Here is a 17,638-nt window from a genome sequence, read left to right on the forward strand (position 1 = left end):
ACTGCCGGGTTGCACTAATCCAGCGTCTGGGCGGTGGCGGGTATGCCGCTGCGCACTGAACAGCGTTTGGCTGGATCAGTCTGCCAACGCTGAGTAGCCTTTCTCGCTGAATTTCTTCAGCAGGGCCGCCTCTGAGCCGTCGTCGTCTTCTATATAGGCGTCATCAAACGGTTCCGGTAAGGGAGACACAATTTCGCCCTCTATCTTGGCATTACCTGGTCTGTTATAGATCGCATAGGGGCCCTTCAGGTCGCTTGCGTCTATGTAGTTAAACAGGCGTGCCGCGTTATAGGCGGCGTCTGCGCGTTTTTGCGGATCCGGATTATTACTCGTCCAGTCACCCAAGTATCTGTAAAGGTTTTGTGCCGGGATCGACACGGGCAGGTAATTAAAAATGGGATTTGCGCGGATGATTTGGTCTGCTGTTCTGTGGTCACCTTCCGGGAGGCCGGTTGCATGGGTGGGCGCCAAGTCGGTGTCTTTTTCCGTCTGTATAAAGTCGTGGGGTGATTCCGCAGCAGGGTGGTTAGGGGCCGTAGCTGTCGGCGGTGGTGGGGTGTCTTTTTTGGGTTCGGTACGCCCGGCACTTGTTGGATCGTTTGAGTCTGTGTTTCGATATTTTTCCAACGCCGGATAACCGTGCCTGCTGAACGCTATGAAGGTGTCCTTTATGGCCTGTAGATTACTCCTGTCGGGTTTTATCTGCGCACTCAAAAAATCGGTTACACGCGCCAATCTGTAGGCGGCATCCGCCTGTGCTTCTTTGTCCGGGTTGTCTGATCTCAGGTTTCCAACTATCAATTTCAATTGGTTAAGAAGTTTGTTCTCATCAGGGGCCGCGTGATGGTGTGAATCGGTAAAACTCGCAATATTGTGCTGGTCATAGATAGCGAAGGCGTCACGACGATCCAGTGGCGGGCGCTTTTCGTCAGCGCTTGGAAATACAGAGGCTTTAGCCTTAGCCTCTGCCGCCGCTTCGGCGTTTGACCATTTAGTTATTTTGACAGGGTATGCCTCAGGTAGGTCGGCGTAGCCGCCCAAAGCGAATGCGATGAGTGCGTTGTACTCGTTGCGCGGATGCTCATCCGACGGCAAATACCCTGTCAGATGGTCTGCTTCTGAAGGATTAAGTGCCTCGTCGGATCTGTGCAGGTTTGGGTTTTTGTCCAGGTAGTTCAACACGCGTGCAAGGTTATAGGCTGCATCTGCCCGCGCGTCTGAATTGCGGTTGTTTGCGGTCCAGTCGCCCAGTCGTCTCTTAAGCGCTTGGAGTATGTGGTGCCCGCCATGTGTGAGCTCCTGAACGTTCTCGAAAAAACGTTGGATAATAGGGTTGTCATCAAAAATCTGCGCCGCGCGGCGATTATCGTTCGAGGGGCGGCCGGTCGAACCGGTCGGTTTGAACTGTGTGAGTTTTTCATCCCCAGAGAACGGCGGTGTCATGCCGGAACCGTTCGGGTTGATGGTTGTACGGGTTTCCCCTTGGGGGAGCGGGGGCGTGCCGATAAACATAGGTTGATTGAATAGTTTCATGCTCACCTCGTGTTGTACGAATGGAACAAAACTAGTGGCACTTTTGCTTCAGAGGGTTCCAAGGCTGCTAAAAAAGTTAGGCCAGTGAAATAGCTTTTAATAGTTATAGTTACATCAACTTTTGGCACGGCTGCCTTTGCAGATAGCGCTATTCGTTATAGAGGTAGCGCACATGTTTTTACTTGAACAGTTAGTTCATATGAGGCTGGCGGGCACTGGTCTTGTCGTGGCGAATGCTTGTTGGCGCAGCGCTGAACGATTCGCGTCATTGGCAGGCGCCGCGTTATTCTCGACCTACTTTGAATGATAGGAAGCCTGAACCATGGCAGGAAGCAGCTTACTGGTACTGATCGACGACATCGCCGCCGTCCTCGACGATGTGGCGTTGATGACCAAGATGGCCGCCAAGAAGACCGCCGGGGTGCTTGGGGATGACTTGGCGCTGAATGCCCAGCAGGTCTCCGGGGTGCGGGCCGAGCGCGAGATTCCGGTGGTGTGGGCGGTGGCCAAGGGTTCGTTTCTGAACAAATTGATCCTGGTGCCTGCGGCGTTGCTGATCAGCGCGTTTGCGCCGTGGGCGGTCACGCCGTTGTTGATGCTGGGCGGGGCTTATCTGTGTTTTGAAGGCTTTGAGAAGCTCGCGCATAGCTTTCTGCACAAGCGCACTGAGGAACAGGCGCACTTGGTCGAAGCGGTGGCGGACCCGGCGACTGACTTGGTTGCGTTTGAGAAGGACAAGATCAAGGGCGCGATCCGTACCGATTTCATTCTGTCGGCGGAAATCATCGCCATCACCCTCGGCACGGTCGCCGATGCGCCGCTGATGCAGCAGGTGATCGTGCTGTCGGGCATCGCGATAGTGATGACCATCGGCGTTTACGGGCTGGTCGCCGGTATCGTCAAGCTGGATGACCTGGGCCTGTGGCTGACGCAAAAGCCCGGCCAGGCTGCGCGCAGCATTGGCGGGGCGATCCTTCGCGCTGCGCCGTACATGATGAAACGCCTGTCGGTGATCGGCACGGCGGCGATGTTCATGGTCGGCGGTGGCATCCTCACCCATGGCGTGCCGGTGGTGCATCACTGGATCGAAACAGTGAGTCAAAGCGTCGGCGCCATGGCGTGGTTGATGCCGACGCTGCTCAATGCGGTGGCCGGGATTGTTGCCGGGGCACTGGTCCTGGCGATTGTGACTGGGGTGGGCAAGGCCTGGTCGGGAATCACTGCCAAGCCATAGACGAGTAGGGCGTTGGGCGCTCGTTACTTAAGTTTTCTGGCCGTGAACTGCCAGGCTTTTACCGCGATCAGTGCCAGAAGCGCTCCACACGCGCCACTCAACAGACCCAGCTTCAGACGGGCCCAAGGGCTGAAATGGCAGGCCTCTTGAGGCGTGCCGGTCGGCGCGATGCACACTTCAGGGAACAGCATCTGCCAGGCATGAGGCCAGCCAATGATCAACATGAACCCTATGGCAAACAGCACGCATACCTGGCTGCGCGAGGTGTTTTTGAATGCCGTGCGCAGGACGAAGAGAAACAGGACCAGGCAAAACGATAACAGCGCCGGGGTTAGCATTTCGTCGTAGAAAACCTGCTCAAGTAATTGTGAGTAAGGGTCCATGTCATCTCTCCGGGAACGCAGGGTGACGCCGTTGGTGGCTGGGCGGAGCCCGCAGATTGCGCTTTGGTTGCTGACCTGCAATAGGCGACGTTGTCTTAAAGGGTTGTAGGGGGTTTCCGTAGTTGGAAGATTGGCATTCGCCAGAAACATAGATACGATGCTAATCATTAGCTTGCTATCTATGTGTCCGCCGCATGAAGCTTTCCACGTTTCAACTGCCTGATTTCTGGCAAGCCACTCTGGCGCCCTCGCGAACCGATCTGCTGTTTGCCTTGCGCAACCTGATCGCTGGCGGGGTCGCTTTGTATCTGGCCTTTTGCTTCGATTTGCAGCAGCCGCAATGGGCGCTGACCACGGTGTTTATCGTCGCTCAATCCACCAGCGGCATGGTCTTGGCCAAGGGCGCTTATCGCTTGCTGGGCACCTTTGTGGGCGCTGTGGCCTCCATCGTCATGATCGGCGTGTTCGGCCAGGCGCCTTTGTTGTTCTTGCTGTGCATGGCGCTGTGGCTGGCGTTTTGCACCACGGGCGCGTCGCTGCTGCGCAATCACGCCTCCTATGGTTTTGTGCTGGCGGGCTACACCACGGCCATTATCGCGTTGCCCGCGACCGCCGCACCGCTGGGCGTGTTTGATGAGGCGGTGGCGCGTTGCCAGGAAATCAGCCTGGGGATCCTTTGCGCGACTATCGCCAGCACGATTTTATGGCCGCGCCGGGTCGAGCAGACCCTGGCGGCTCAAGGCCGCGCCGCCTGGCAGGCGGGAATGCGCGCCGCGGCGTCGGAGTTGCTGGGCACGGATCAGCGCAAGGGCTTGCTGGAGGCGCTCGGCCGCTTAGTCGCGGTGGATGCGCAGCGCGATCATGCCTGGTTTGAAGGCCCAAAGGGGCGCCGGCGCTCCCAGGCATTGCGCGTGCTCAGTCGGGATTTGCTCGGGTTGTTGCGCGCCGCGCGAGGCGTGGCGCGGCAACGGATGTTGCTGGATGACACGACGCTCGTGGCACCTTGGGTGGATGAGGTGGCCGCCACATTGCAACAAGAGCGGCACGCGGCGCTGCCTGAGCTCTCGCGTCGCCTCCGGTTGGCGCTGCAAGACCCACGTTTGAGTGCCGAGGTGCACTTTTGCCTGGTGCAACTGGCTGAGGTTTTAAGGCTGGTTGACCTCGGGGCGCTAACCCTTGCCGCCGTCGAAGCGGGCAGGGTGCCACCCGGCGCTCCGGGGGTAATGTCCTGGCATCGGGACATCGAGCGAGGCGTACTCGGTGGGTTGCGCAGTGCGCTGGCCTTTCTGGCGGTTGCCGCCCTCTGGATATTCACCGCCTGGCCATCGGGCTTGGGCGCGGTGTCGATCAGTGGCGTGGTACTGAGCCTGTTTGCCGCGCGGGAAAACCCCTCGGCCGCCAGCGTGAATTTTCTCAAGGGCATTGCGCTGTCGATCCCGGTGGCCGGTTTTGTGCGCTTTGCCTTGCTGCCCGGCTTTGATGGTTTTCCGTTGCTCTGCCTGGCGCTCGGTGTGCCGCTGTTTTTCGCTTCGCTGTGCATGAGCCGGGCGACACTGGCGGCCACCGCGTCGGCGTTCTGCATCTTCTTTGTCAATAACGTCGGGCCGAGCAACCTGATGACGTACGACATCGCCGCGTTTCTGAACAAGGCCATCGCCACGCTGGTGGGTGTCGGGATTGCGGTGGTGGTGTTTCGCCTGATCCCGCTCAACCCCGGCGAGCACCACTATCGGCGGATGTTCAAGGCTTCGTTGTTTGACTTGGCACAGCTGACGTCGCGACCGTTGGAACAAGCTGAAAGCTGGTTTGGCGGGCGCATGGCCGATCGTTTGATTCGTCTGTCGCGCTACAGCGAAGCCTTGCCAGTTGATCGTCGCACCCATTGGGAGAACGGCTTGCTGGGGCTGGACCTGGGCGATGAATTGCTGGAATTGCGCGCGAGCCTAGCCCGCAGCGAGGGTTCGCTGGTGGTTGCGCGTGACGGGTATTTGCGACAGTTGGCGGCGGCGCTCAAGCACGGTGGGCCGAGCGCGGCAAATGCCGCTTTGCTGGATGCGCCCAGCGCTGTGTTGCTGGAAGCGCTTGAGCAGCCAAGAGGGTTGGGGCAGCAGGATCTTGAGATGGCCAGGGCGGCGGTGCTGCAGTTGCGTTTTACGTGGCAGAAGTGGTGTCAGCGTAGCGTTGAGTCGTAGGAGCTGGCGAGCCAGCTCCTACCCGGTTTGTTACTCGGCAATCTGCAACTTGCGCGATTCGGTATAGATATACCGCACCTTCTCATACTCAAACGGCGAGTTCATCTGGCCGTAGCGGAAGCTGGTCTGGTAGCGCTTGTCGACGGCGCGCAGGGCCCAGATTTCCGGGTGGTTTTCGCTGACTTTGGACACGTTGAGGAAGTTGATCTCGGTTTCCGCGCCGTAGTCGACGATCAGGCCGGTGGTGTCGCGCAGGTTCGACGGGCCGAAGATCGGCAGCACCAGATAGGCGCCGCCGGGCACGCCGTAGAAGCCCAGGGTCTGGCCGAAGTCTTCGCTCTGGCGCGGCAGGCCCATGGCGGTAGCCGGGTCCCACAGGCCGGCGATGCCGATGGTGGTGTTGAGCAGCAGGCGCCCGGTGGTTTCCAGGGAGCGGTGGCCCTTGAGTTGCAGCAGGCTGTTCAACAGGTTGGGCACGTCGCCCAGGTTGTTGAAGAAGTTGCTCACGCCGGTGCGCAGGAAGCTCGGCGTCACGTAGCGGTAACCGTCAACCACGGGCAGGAACACCCATTGGTCGAAGCGGTAGTTGAAGTGATACACGCGACGGTTCCAGGATTCCAGCGGGTCATACACGTTGAGCGCAGTCAGCGATGAACGCTCGAACTCACGCTGGTCCAGGCCCGGGTTGAACTTGAGCTTGGTCAGCGGTTCCTTGAAACCATCGGAATCTATTTTGACCGGCTCATGCGCCTTGCTGTTGTCGGCATTGGCGACGCCCGCGCACATCAGGGCGGCGAGCAGCAGAAGATATTTAGCCACGGAAGAACTCCAGCATGGCGTCGGCGTTGACGCGGTAATTGAGGTTGCCGCAGTGGCCGCCCAGCGGGTAGACGGTCAAGCGATCGCCGAAGGTTTTACGCAGGAAACCGAGGTCGCCAGGGCCGAGGATCACGTCGTCAGCGTTGTGCATCACCGCGATTTTCGGGCTGGTGTGCAGGTAGTCTTTGAGCGCGTACAAGCTGACCTGGTCGACCAGTTGCAGCAGGCTGCCGCCGTCGGAGCGCGCGCGCCACATCGGGATCACTTGTTCGGTGAGGTAGCAGTCGAAGTCGCATTGCAGTGCACGCTTGAGGAACGGCGTGAGGCTGGTGCCTTCGGTGATCGGGTATTTAGGCGGGATGATCAGGCCGCGACGGTTGATCAGGTCCGAGGTGAACGCAATGTCGGCCGCCGAAAAGCGGAACGAAGTGCCGATCAGCATCGCCATCTGTTCATTGGTCAGGTGCTGCTTGGAGTTCTGGAAGTCGTAGAGCAGGGCGTCGTTGAGGTCGATGTAGCCCTTTTGCTGGAAGTAGCGGGTCAGCTTGCTCAGCACCAGTTCATAGAACGTGGTGGTGTTGTTGATGCCCTTGACTTCGGTCTGCACCAGCTTGTCGAGGTTGGTGATCGAGGTATAGAGGTTGACCGGCGGGTTGAGCAGCAGCACTTTCTTGAAGTTGAAGCTGCGACGGGTCTCGTCGAGCTTGCTCACAAATGCCGCATCCAGGGCGCCGAGGCTGTAGCCAGTGAGGTAAAAGTCGGTCACCGGCAGCGAGGCGTTCTGCGCGCGCACCGCCTGCATGACGCGGTACATGTCCTCGGCGTCTTCCTGGGTGATCCCAGGCGTTGCGAAGCGCGAGGCGGCGCTGATGAAGTCGAAGCTGGTTGGCGACGACAGTTGCACCACGTGGTAGCCGGCCTGGTAATAGAGCTTTTTCAGGTACTCGTTGATGCTGCTGTCAAACCGCGCACCGGTGCCGGCGATCAGGAAGATCAGCGGCGCGGCGTGGTCTTGCTTGGCGATGCGGTAAGTGAGTTTCTTCACGGCCCAGAAGTTATCGGGCAGGCTGAATTCGCGCTCGGGGCGCATGTTCAGGGTGTAGTCGGACTGGTTGATCTCGTCGTTGGTCGGCAATTTGGGCCGAAGGTCAGGCGGAGTGGTGGCGATGGTCGCTTCGAACGGGTTGGTCAAAGGGTAGCCATACGTGGCCTGGTCGATATCGACGGCCAGTGCTGACGCACTCAAAAATAGGCTGCCCAGCAAGGCAGCACAGCGCAAGGAACGGAGCATGACTTAATCCCTAAGAGGAAACGTGCTGATAGATTCGCAGGCTATGACCACCGCTCCATCACCGAAGTGCCAGCATTCGGCACGAAAAGTCGGAAAAAGAAGTCGGAATCGGGGTAATAGTAGCCAGAAGATACACTTTGCGACGCTTGGTTGAACAGTTATCTGCGTACACACCTTGCTAACGGCAGCCGTGGCATTAAGCTGAGCGCCGTTTTTGCCTATCGGAGTGCCTCATGTCCCGCCGCTTGCCGTTGATTCTGCTGCTTATTGCCCTGCCGTTATGGCTGGCCGCCAGTTATGGCGCCCGCTACGGTTTTATGGAGGACGGCCGCTGGGTGGGAATCTGCGTCGATGAGGCCAGCCGCTGGGAATGCCAGCTGCGCTCGAACCTGGGGCTGATGATTCATTTCAAGGTGCTGGGCTGGGCGGCGTTGGTCACGTCGGTGCTGGGGTTTTTTGTGCCGGGCCGCGCGGGGTGGGGCTTGGCGGTGTTGGGGATGGTGTTTGGGTTACCGGCATTGGCGCTGTACAACACCACATTTGCGGTGTTTGCGGTGGTGATTGCGGGGTTGCGGTTGGTCAGGAAGCCTCGGGCTGTCTGATAGGGCCTCATCGCAGCGGTGCGACGATTCGACAAGCCAGCTCCCACATCTGACGGTGTGAACCCAATCAACAGTGGGAGCTGGCTTGCCTGCGATAGCGCCGCTAAGCCTTGCGCACCCTCAAGCAACGCCACAAAGCACCAACCATCAGCACACTGACCACCGCCCAACCCCACGCCTGCTGGTTAAGCAAACCTTCGCGATACAGCTGCGGCGCAATCCCGGCACCGATGATGAAGGCCAGCAACGCAATCTCCCGACGCGGTCCGGTCACCGGGCGAACCAGATACACCAGCGCCGGCAGCACCAGTGCCGCGCTCGGGAAGCTGCGATAACGCGGGTCGAACACCAGCGCCAGCATCATCACCGCGCCGGCAAACCCGGCGATTGCCACCAGCCAGCCTGCGCGCAGCTCCAGCCAGTTGAACGCGCGCTCGCGCCATCCTTCTCGTGCGCCAAGGGCCAGCGCGGCATGGGCCAGCACCAGCAGGTTCAACACCACCAGCAAGGCTGCCCATACCCATTCATCGTTGAAGCGTGCGGTGACGCGAGTCAATTCGGCCCAGGTGCCGATGGAACAGGCTGCCACGGCGCCGAGCAATGGCAACAGGACCGCTGCGCGGGTGCTGCGAACACGGCCACCGAGGGCCAAGGTACTCAACAGGATAATCCCGCCTACGCCCAACCACAGTGGCCAGTACGGCACGTTGCTCACCGACCCGGCAAGAATGCCCTTGTCCTGGCGATCGGCATCAAACAGGCCCCAGTAACCGCCAACTGCGCCTTCACTGGCGCGTTTCCACGGCTGGTCAAAGGCTTCGATCAGGTTGTAGCGCCAGCCATTGGCTTCGGCCATGGCCACAAAGCCGCGCATGAACTTGGCTTCGTTGACCCGGCTCGGCACGGCCGTTTCGCGCTGGCGACCTTCGCTGGGCCAGCCGGTCTCGCCGATCAGCACATCTTTAGGCGCGAACTTGTTGCCGAAGGTCTGGCGCACATCACCGACGTGCTTGAGCGCCTGGTCGATGCCCGACGGGTCATCTTCCCAGTACGGCAGCAGGTGAATAGTCAGGAAGTCCACCGCCGGGGCGATTTCCGGGTGTTGCAGCCAGAACTCCCATACGTCGGCATAGGTGACCGGCTGCTTGATCTGGCTTTTGACTTTATGGATGAGCGTCACCAACTGCTTGGCGGTGACTTCCTTGCGCAGCAGGGCCTCGTTGCCAACGATCACCGAGGTGACCACGTCGGGGTTGGCGTTGGCCGCCGCGATCAGTTCGTCGATTTCTTTTTCAGTGGCCACCGGGTCACTGCTGACCCAGGCGCCGGCCATCAACTTCAGCCCGTGCTTGCGGGCCATGCCGGGCAGCGCTTCCAGGCCGGTCATGGAGTAGGTGCGAATGCAGTCGAAGCGGGTGGCAAGCAGCGCCAGGTCGGCGTCCATGCGCTCGGGGCGCAGGGTGAATGGCTGGTCGAAGGGTGATTGGTCCTTGTCGAACGGCGTGTAGGACGCACATTGCATTTTGTGGCTGGCGCTGGCGACGTCCGGCAATACCACCGGCCGGCCGAGGCCGTACCAATAGCCGACAAGGGCCAGCACACCGAGGATCAAGGCGAAACAATAGGGCAGGGCAGGGAAGCGGGCAGTCGCGGGCATGGTCGGCTTATCTGGAGGAGCAAAGGCGCGCATCTTACCCGGAATTGGCCCGTCCCAGTGGGGCTGCATAATTTAGACATGCAAAGTTCGGGCGGGATTTTGCAGCGATGTCCTACAAATCGCCCTGCTGGCGATGTGATGTCGTTTCTTGCTTACCTGAGGTCGCAGTCAGAGCAGGTCCAAGGCCCCGGCAGGTTGATGATCGAAGTGTCAGCACACCACTGATGTCTGGGCCGCCGGATCGATGCGCGTGAAGGGGGCGCGGTGCACCATATAACAACAGGTTGACGTCGCTCGGCATCCGCCGGGCGCAGCACTTTCGGGGAAGTACTATGAAGATGCGACGACTCTTGGGCGCAGCTGCCACTCTGGTAGTTGCGATGAGCGCCACACTGGCCAGCGCCGACAGCAAAACCCTGAGCATCGGCTATGTGGACGGTTGGTCCGACAGCGTTGCCACCACCCACGTGGCGGCAGAAGTGATCAAGGAAAAGCTCGGTTACGACGTGAAACTGCAAGCCGTCGCCACCGGGATCATGTGGCAGGGTGTAGCCACCGGCAAGCTCGACGCCATGCTCTCGGCCTGGCTGCCCGTGACCCACGGTGAGTATTGGGCCAAGAACAAGGACAAGGTGGTCGACTACGGCCCCAACTTCAAGGATGCCAAAATTGGCCTGATCGTGCCGGAGTACGTTAAAGCCAAGTCCATCGAAGACCTCAAGACCGACACCACCTTCAAGAACAAGATTGTCGGCATCGATGCCGGTTCAGGCGTGATGCTCAAGACCGACGAAGCGATCAAGGCCTATGGCCTGGACTACAAGCTGCAAGCCAGTTCGGGCGCCGCGATGATCGCCGAACTGACCCGTGCCGAAGACAAGCAGGAATCCATTGCGGTGACCGGTTGGGTGCCACACTGGATGTTTGCCAAGTGGAAACTGCGTTTCCTCGACGATCCAAAAGGGATTTATGGCGCTGCTGAAACCGTCAACAGCATCGGCAGCAAGGGCCTGGAGAAGAAAGCGCCGGAAGTCGCCGCTTTCCTGAAGAAATTCCAGTGGGCCTCCAAGGACGAAATCGGCGAAGTCATGCTCGCTATCCAGGAAGGTGCCAAGCCTGATGCCGCGGCTAAGGACTGGGTTGCCAAGCACCCTGAGCGTGTGGCCGAGTGGACTGCCAAATAAAGCACTAACTCTTTAGAAGCCCCACCACAACCCTAATGTGGGAGCGGGCTTGCCCGCGAAGGCGGTGTGTCAGTCAGCCCATGTATTGACTGATGCACCGCCTTCGCGAGCAAGCCCGCTCCCACATTTTTTTGCCTGCATTCAGGCTGTTGTTTATTTGTTGACTTAAAAACTTGCGAAGTCGCTATCTCGTTCTACTACTAAGGTCGTCTGGAACCTGTTCCGCAGCCGCATACAGTGGATATGTTCCAAAATAATAAAAAGCTGTGCTGCGAGGATAAAAACAATGAACGACAGCATTTACCTCTCGATTCAAAACAGCCCGCGTTTCAAGGAGCTGGTGAGAAAAAGGGAAAGGTTCGCCTGGATTCTCTCGGCGATCATGCTAGGGCTTTACTCCGCTTTCATTCTTCTGATTGCCTATGGGCCGCAAATACTGGGGGCCAAGATCAGTCCCGGTTCGTCCATCACCTGGGGAATCCCGATTGGGGTTGGGCTGATTGTTTCGGCCTTTGTCCTGACTGCGATTTACGTACGACGCGCCAACGGCGAATTTGACGACCTGAACAATGCGATTCTCAAGGAGGCTGCGCAATGATCCGTCGTCTATTGGCTGTACTCGGCGCTTCGGTCTTTGCGCCTGCCGTTTGGGCGGCGGAAGCATTGACCGGCGAAGTGCATAAACAACCGCTGAATATCCCGGCGATCCTGATGTTCGTCGCTTTCGTTGGCGCGACCTTGTGCATCACCTACTGGGCATCCAAGCGCAACAAATCGGCGGCCGACTACTATGCGGCCGGCGGCAAGATCACCGGCTTCCAGAACGGCCTGGCAATTGCTGGCGACTATATGTCGGCGGCGTCCTTCCTGGGGATTTCCGCGCTGGTGTTCACCTCCGGCTACGATGGCCTGATCTACTCGATCGGCTTCCTGGTGGGCTGGCCGATCATTCTGTTCCTGATCGCCGAGCGCCTGCGTAACCTGGGCAAGTACACCTTTGCCGACGTGGCGTCCTATCGCCTGGGGCAAACCCAGATCCGCAGCCTGTCGGCGTGTGGCTCGCTGGTGGTGGTGGCGTTCTACCTGATCGCGCAGATGGTCGGTGCGGGCAAGTTGATCCAGCTGCTGTTCGGCCTGGATTACCACGTTGCGGTGATCCTGGTGGGGATCCTGATGTGCATGTACGTGCTGTTCGGCGGCATGCTCGCGACCACTTGGGTGCAGATCATCAAGGCCGTGCTGTTGTTGTCCGGTGCCTCGTTCATGGCGCTGATGGTGATGAAGCACGTCAACTTCGATTTCAACACGCTGTTCTCCGAAGCGATCAAGGTTCACCCTAAAGGTGAAGCGATCATGAGCCCGGGTGGCCTGGTAAAAGACCCGATCTCGGCATTCTCCTTAGGGCTTGCGCTGATGTTCGGTACGGCCGGCCTGCCGCACATCCTCATGCGCTTCTTCACCGTAAGCGACGCCAAGGAAGCACGTAAGAGCGTGCTGTATGCCACCGGCTTTATCGGCTACTTCTACATCCTGACCTTTATCATCGGTTTTGGCGCGATCCTGCTGGTCAGCACCAACCCGGCGTTCAAGGACGCGGCAGGCGCCTTGCTGGGCGGTAACAACATGGCGGCGGTGCACCTGGCCGACGCGGTGGGCGGCAGCATCTTCCTGGGCTTCATCTCGGCTGTGGCCTTTGCCACCATCCTGGCGGTGGTTGCCGGTTTGACCCTGGCCGGTGCTTCAGCGGTGTCCCATGACCTGTACGCCAGCGTGATCAAAAAAGGCAAGGCCAACGAAAAGGATGAGATTCGCGTGTCGAAGATCACCACCGTAGCCTTGGGTGTATTGGCCATCGGCCTGGGTATCCTGTTCGAAAGCCAGAACATCGCGTTCATGGTGGGCCTGGCGTTCTCCATTGCCGCCAGCTGTAACTTCCCGGTGCTGCTGCTTTCCATGTACTGGAAAAACCTCACCACCCGTGGCGCCATGATTGGCGGCTGGCTGGGCTTGATCAGTGCCGTAGGCCTGATGATCCTTGGCCCGACCATCTGGGTGTCGATCCTGCACCATGAAAAAGCCATCTTCCCGTACGAATACCCGGCGTTGTTCTCGATGATCATCGCGTTCGTGGGTATCTGGTTCTTCTCCATCACCGACAAGTCGGCGGCGGCAGAGAAAGAACGTGCGCTGTACTTCCCGCAGTTTGTGCGTTCGCAGACTGGCCTGGGGGCGAGTGGGGCGGTGAATCACTAAACGTTGTAACAGCTACAAAAAAAGCCCCGGTCGCAAGATCGGGGCTTTTTTTTGCTTTTATTGGTAACGGATTTCACAAAACTGTTTCTCAAATCCTGCACCAATAAAACTGCCTTTGATCGTTCCCACGCTCTGCGTGGGAATGCAGACCCGGACGCTCCGCGTCCTGCTGACAACGCCAGTCTCAAGCCTTGCTCGGGGTGACGCGTAGCGTCACAGGAGGCATTCCCACCCGGAGCGTGGGAACGATCATCAGAAACAAATAAGGCCTCCAGAGGAGGCCTTATTTCAGTGCAATCAAGCAATTAGCTGCTTACTTGCGATCTTCCAGCTTGGTGATGTCACGCGACTCGTAGCCGGTGTACAGCTGGCGCGGGCGGCCAATCTTGTACGGGCTGGAGAGCATTTCCTTCCAGTGGGAGATCCAGCCCACGGTCCGCGCCAGGGCGAAGATCACGGTGAACATGCTGGTTGGAATGCCGATCGCCTTGAGGATGATCCCCGAGTAGAAGTCGACGTTCGGGTACAGCGAGCGTTCGATGAAGTACGGGTCGGTCAGGGCGATCTCTTCCAGGCGCATGGCCAGTTCGAGTTGCGGATCGTTCTTGATGCCCAGTTCCTTCAACACTTCGTCGCAGGTCTGCTTCATGACGGTGGCGCGTGGGTCGCGGTTCTTGTAAACGCGGTGACCGAAGCCCATCAACTTGAACGGATCGTTCTTGTCCTTGGCCTTGGCGATGAAAGTGTCGATGTTGGAGACATCGCCGATTTCATCCAGCATGGTCAGAACGGCTTCGTTCGCACCGCCGTGGGCAGGGCCCCAGAGCGCGGCGATACCGGCGGCGATACAGGCGAACGGGTTGGCACCCGAAGAGCCGGCCAGACGCACGGTAGAGGTGGAGGCGTTTTGCTCGTGGTCGGCGTGGAGGATGAAGATCCGGTCCATGGCCTTGGCAAGCGTCGGGCTGATCGGTTTGATCTCGCACGGGGTGTTGAACATCATGTGCAGGAAGTTTTCCGCGTACGTCAGGTCGTTGCGCGGGTACATCATGGGTTGGCCCATGGAGTACTTGTAAACCATTGCGGCCAGGGTTGGCATCTTGGCAACCAGGCGGATCGCGGAGATTTCGCGATGCTGCGGGTTATTGATGTCCAGGGAGTCGTGATAGAAGGCCGACAGGGCGCCGACCACACCGCACATGACGGCCATCGGGTGGGCGTCGCGGCGGAAGCCGTTGAAGAAGGTCTTCAACTGCTCGTGAACCATGGTGTGGTTCTTTACGGTGCTGACGAACTGGGCTTTTTGCTCGGCTGTTGGCAATTCGCCATTTAGCAGCAGGTAGCAGGTTTCCAGGTAGTCCGACTTTTCAGCCAGTTGCTCGATCGGGTAGCCCCGGTGCAGCAGGATGCCATTGTCGCCGTCGATATAGGTGATCTTCGACTCGCAAGAGGCGGTCGACATGAAGCCTGGGTCGAAAGTGAAACGGCCCGTGGCCGTCAGGCCCCGTACGTCGATAACATCGGGACCAACGGTGCCGGTTAAAATGGGCAGCTCGACGGGGGCTGCGCCCTCGATGATCAACTGCGCTTTTTTGTCAGCCATGTGGCCTCCTATTTATGCTTCAAATCATCAGACAGACCCCCCACGCAGGGCCCGCACCACTATATTGATATAAATCCAGATGTCAATTTGCCTAAAGTCTTGCTCCAGAAGGCTTTAACCAGACTTTTTCGTCGAAATTGACTGCCATTTACGCCTTTTATCCCGCCAACGCAATCAGCTATTAGGGTGAGGAGCGCGCGTTGTCATTAGTAACCTAACTGTCTATACTCGGCCACCGACCGCCAAGGGCTTTTGGGCTTGCTTTCATTGGGGGTCGCACTCCCTGGGTGGTGCTTACCTGACCAGTGCACTCCCCAACAACTTTGCCCTGATTGTTAGGGGCTCTTCAGTGTGAAAAAAAGCCGTGAATAGCCAACGACCTGTAAACCTAGACCTAAGGACCATCAAACTCCCCATCACCGGCGTTACGTCGTTCCTGCACCGTGTTTCCGGCATCATCCTGTTCCTGGGCTTGGGCATAATGCTTTATGCATTGAGCAAATCCCTGGGTTCCGAGGAAGGATACGCCGAGGTGAAGGCATGCTTGACCAGCCCGCTGGCCAAGTTCGTAGCATGGGGCCTCCTGTCCGCTCTGCTTTATCACCTGGTAGCCGGTGTGCGCCACTTGATCATGGATGCGGGTATCGGTGAGACGCTGGAAGGCGGCCGCCTGGGCTCGAAAATCATCATCGCCATTTCCGTGGTGCTGATCGTTCTGGCAGGAGTTTGGATATGGTAACCAGCGTTACGAACCTTTCGCGTTCAGGCCTCTATGACTGGATGGCGCAGCGTGTGTCTGCGGTCGTTCTCGCGGCTTATTTCATTTTCCTGATCGGATACCTCGTCGCAAACCCGGGCATTGACTATGAGCAATGGCACGGGTTGTTTTCCCACAATGCGATGCGAATCTTCAGTCTGCTGGCACTTGTTGCCCTGGGCGCACACGCCTGGGTCGGCATGTGGACCATCGCGACTGACTACCTGACGCCGATGGCGCTGGGCAAGTCCGCGACTGCAGTACGTTTTCTCTTCCAGGCAGTATGCGGCGTCGCGATGTTCGCTTACTTCGTCTGGGGTGTGCAGATTCTTTGGGGTATCTGATTCATGGCTAACATTCCAACTATTTCCTTCGACGCCATCATTATTGGTGGCGGCGGTGCTGGCATGCGCGCAGCGCTGCAGCTGGCCCAGGGCGGTCACAAGACTGCCGTGATCACCAAGGTGTTCCCGACGCGTTCCCACACCGTTTCGGCCCAGGGTGGGATCACCTGCGCCATCGCGTCCGCCGACCCGAACGATGACTGGCGCTGGCACATGTACGATACCGTCAAGGGTTCCGACTACATCGGTGACCAGGACGCTATCGAATACATGTGTCAAGAAGGCCCGGCCGCCGTGTTCGAGCTGGACCACATGGGTCTGCCGTTCTCGCGTACCGAGCAAGGTCGTATCTACCAGCGTCCATTCGGCGGCCAGTCGAAGGATTACGGTAAAGGTGGCCAGGCTGCCCGTACCTGCGCTGCGTCCGACCGTACCGGTCACGCGCTGCTGCACACGCTCTACCAGGGCAACCTGAAAGCCGGCACCACGTTCCTGAACGAATACTACGCAGTTGACCTGGTGAAGAACGCCGACGGCGCCTTCGTCGGTGTGATCGCGATCTGCATCGAAACCGGTGAAACCACCTACATCCGCGCCAAGGCGACCGTTCTGGCCACCGGCGGTGCAGGCCGTATCTACGCGTCCACCACCAACGCCCTGATCAACACCGGTGACGGCGTCGGCATGGCCCTGCGTGCAGGCGTGCCGGTACAAGACATCGAGATGTGGCAGTTCCACCCAACCGGCATCGCCGGCGCCGGTGTACTGGTTACCGAAGGTTGCCGTGGTGAAGGTGGTTACCTGATCAACAAGCACGGCGAGCGTTTCATGGAGCGTTATGCTCCGAACGCGAAAGACCTGGCGGGTCGTGACGTTGTTGCCCGTTCGATGGTTAAGGAAATCATCGCCGGTAACGGCTGTGGCCCAAATGGCGACCACGTACTGCTGAAACTCGATCACCTCGGTGAAGAAGTCCTGCACAGCCGCCTGCCTGGTATCTGTGAGCTGTCCAAGACCTTCGCTCACGTTGACCCGGTAGTTGCTCCAGTTCCGGTTGTTCCAACTTGCCACTATATGATGGGCGGCGTGCCGACCAACATTCATGGCCAGGCGATCACTCAGAACGCCGAAGGCGTGGACGAGATCATCCACGGTCTGTTCGCAGTAGGCGAAGTGGCCTGCGTATCGGTTCACGGCGCCAACCGTCTGGGCGGCAACTCGCTGCTCGACCTGGTGGTATTCGGCCGCGCTGCCGGCCTGCACCTCGAGAAGGCACTGACTGACGGCATCGAATACGATGACGCCACCGACGCCAACATCGAAGCGGCCCTGGCCCGTCTGAACGCTCTGAACGAGCGCACCGATGGCGAAGACGTGGCTACTCTGCGTCGCGAGCTGCAAAGCTGCATGCAGAACTACTTCGGCGTATTCCGTACCGGCGAATACATGCAGAAGGGTATTGCCCAGCTGGCTGATCTGCGCAAGCGCATCGCCAACGTCAAGATCAACGATAAGAGCCAGGCGTTCAACACCGCTCGTATCGAAGCCCTTGAGCTGCAAAACCTGTTGGAAGTGGCTGAAGCGACGGCGATCGCCGCCGAGGTTCGTAAAGAATCCCGTGGTGCTCACGCTCGTGAAGACTTTGAAGATCGCGATGACGAAAACTGGTTGTGCCACACCCTGTATTTCCCGGGTGACAAGCGCGTAACCAAGCGTGCTGTGAACTTCTCGCCGAAGACGGTTCCGACGTTTGAACCGAAGATTCGGACTTACTAAGGGTGGCTGC

15 protein-coding genes are annotated in these 17,638 nt (G+C 58.8%); 9 read left to right on the forward strand and 6 right to left on the reverse strand.

Translation table 11 applies throughout. From position 1 onward, the window contains the following. Nucleotides 1-75 precede the first annotated feature (75 nt). The gene (locus tag L8I05_RS12155; RefSeq protein WP_242169164.1) at nt 76-1,533 is read right to left on the reverse strand and encodes a hypothetical protein; all 1,458 of its coding nucleotides are present in this window, start codon (nt 1,531-1,533) and stop codon (nt 76-78) included. 322 nt (nt 1,534-1,855) lie between these two features. On the opposite strand from L8I05_RS12155, the gene L8I05_RS12160 reads away from it, so the two are divergent. Then, nucleotides 1,856-2,767: a DUF808 domain-containing protein gene (locus tag L8I05_RS12160; protein ID WP_242169166.1), complete on the forward strand. Its 912-nt coding sequence runs from the start codon at nt 1,856-1,858 to the stop codon at nt 2,765-2,767. Nucleotides 2,768-2,790: 23 nt separating this feature from the next. Here L8I05_RS12160 and L8I05_RS12165 read toward each other — a convergent pair whose 3' ends face one another. After that, entirely contained in the window at nt 2,791-3,318 is a 528-nt protein-coding gene (locus L8I05_RS12165) for a hypothetical protein (RefSeq protein WP_242169168.1), read from the reverse strand. 26 nt (nt 3,319-3,344) lie between these two features. Here L8I05_RS12165 and L8I05_RS12170 point away from each other — a divergent pair, with 26 nt between their 5' ends. Then, entirely contained in the window at nt 3,345-5,342 is a 1,998-nt protein-coding gene (locus L8I05_RS12170) for an FUSC family protein (protein ID WP_242169170.1), read from the forward strand. Between the two features lie 30 nt (nt 5,343-5,372). Here the strand turns inward: L8I05_RS12170 and L8I05_RS12175 are convergent, their stop codons facing one another. Next, nucleotides 5,373-6,161 (reverse strand): VacJ family lipoprotein, encoded by a 789-nt coding sequence (locus L8I05_RS12175; RefSeq protein ID WP_159955094.1) that lies wholly within the window; start codon nt 6,159-6,161, stop codon nt 5,373-5,375. Beyond that, nucleotides 6,154-7,452 (reverse strand): serine/threonine protein kinase, encoded by a 1,299-nt coding sequence (locus L8I05_RS12180; RefSeq protein WP_177018387.1) that lies wholly within the window; start codon nt 7,450-7,452, stop codon nt 6,154-6,156. Before L8I05_RS12180 ends, L8I05_RS12175 begins: the two co-directional genes overlap by 8 nt. A gap of 233 nt (nt 7,453-7,685) precedes the next feature. Here L8I05_RS12180 and L8I05_RS12185 point away from each other — a divergent pair, with 233 nt between their 5' ends. Continuing rightward, the gene (locus L8I05_RS12185; protein WP_242169172.1) at nt 7,686-8,054 is read left to right on the forward strand and encodes a hypothetical protein; all 369 of its coding nucleotides are present in this window, start codon (nt 7,686-7,688) and stop codon (nt 8,052-8,054) included. A 103-nt stretch (nt 8,055-8,157) separates the two neighbouring features. Here the strand turns inward: L8I05_RS12185 and L8I05_RS12190 are convergent, their stop codons facing one another. Then, nucleotides 8,158-9,711 carry a glycosyl hydrolase family 17 protein gene (locus L8I05_RS12190; protein ID WP_242169174.1) on the reverse strand — a complete coding sequence of 518 codons (1,554 nt, stop codon included), beginning with the start codon at nt 9,709-9,711 and terminating at the stop codon, nt 8,158-8,160. Nucleotides 9,712-10,043: 332 nt separating this feature from the next. Here L8I05_RS12190 and L8I05_RS12195 point away from each other — a divergent pair, with 332 nt between their 5' ends. From L8I05_RS12195 to L8I05_RS12205, 3 genes are all read left to right on the forward strand, one after another. Then, complete coding sequence (locus tag L8I05_RS12195; protein ID WP_242169177.1) at nt 10,044-10,895, forward strand: glycine betaine ABC transporter substrate-binding protein; 852 nt, start codon at nt 10,044-10,046, stop codon at nt 10,893-10,895. A 286-nt stretch (nt 10,896-11,181) separates the two neighbouring features. After that, nucleotides 11,182-11,493 (forward strand): DUF485 domain-containing protein, encoded by a 312-nt coding sequence (locus tag L8I05_RS12200; RefSeq protein ID WP_064451602.1) that lies wholly within the window; start codon nt 11,182-11,184, stop codon nt 11,491-11,493. Continuing rightward, complete coding sequence (locus L8I05_RS12205) at nt 11,490-13,148, forward strand: cation acetate symporter (RefSeq protein WP_242169179.1); 1,659 nt, start codon at nt 11,490-11,492, stop codon at nt 13,146-13,148. Before L8I05_RS12200 ends, L8I05_RS12205 begins: the two co-directional genes overlap by 4 nt. Nucleotides 13,149-13,461: 313 nt before the next feature. Here L8I05_RS12205 and gltA read toward each other — a convergent pair whose 3' ends face one another. Further along, nucleotides 13,462-14,751, reverse strand: coding sequence for a citrate synthase (gene gltA / locus L8I05_RS12210; RefSeq protein WP_034118918.1), 1,290 nt, complete (start codon nt 14,749-14,751; stop codon nt 13,462-13,464). A gap of 364 nt (nt 14,752-15,115) precedes the next feature. On the opposite strand from gltA, the gene sdhC reads away from it, so the two are divergent. The 3 genes from sdhC to sdhA are packed head-to-tail and all read left to right on the forward strand — an operon-like array spanning nt 15,116 to nt 17,628. Continuing rightward, nucleotides 15,116-15,490: a succinate dehydrogenase, cytochrome b556 subunit gene (gene sdhC / locus L8I05_RS12215; RefSeq protein ID WP_016979564.1), complete on the forward strand. Its 375-nt coding sequence runs from the start codon at nt 15,116-15,118 to the stop codon at nt 15,488-15,490. After that, a complete protein-coding gene (sdhD, locus tag L8I05_RS12220; RefSeq protein ID WP_032892638.1) occupies nt 15,484-15,852 on the forward strand; it encodes a succinate dehydrogenase, hydrophobic membrane anchor protein in 369 nt (122 codons plus the stop codon). The genes sdhC and sdhD overlap by 7 nt, the downstream gene beginning before the upstream one ends. Before the next feature lie 3 nt (nt 15,853-15,855). Beyond that, the gene (gene sdhA, locus L8I05_RS12225) at nt 15,856-17,628 is read left to right on the forward strand and encodes a succinate dehydrogenase flavoprotein subunit (RefSeq protein WP_027607057.1); all 1,773 of its coding nucleotides are present in this window, start codon (nt 15,856-15,858) and stop codon (nt 17,626-17,628) included. Nucleotides 17,629-17,638 lie beyond the last annotated feature (10 nt).

This window comes from Pseudomonas sp. MONT-RG-20F-20-E-7-02 (genome assembly GCF_022662395.1).
Taxonomy (GTDB): domain Bacteria; phylum Pseudomonadota; class Gammaproteobacteria; order Pseudomonadales; family Pseudomonadaceae; genus Aquipseudomonas.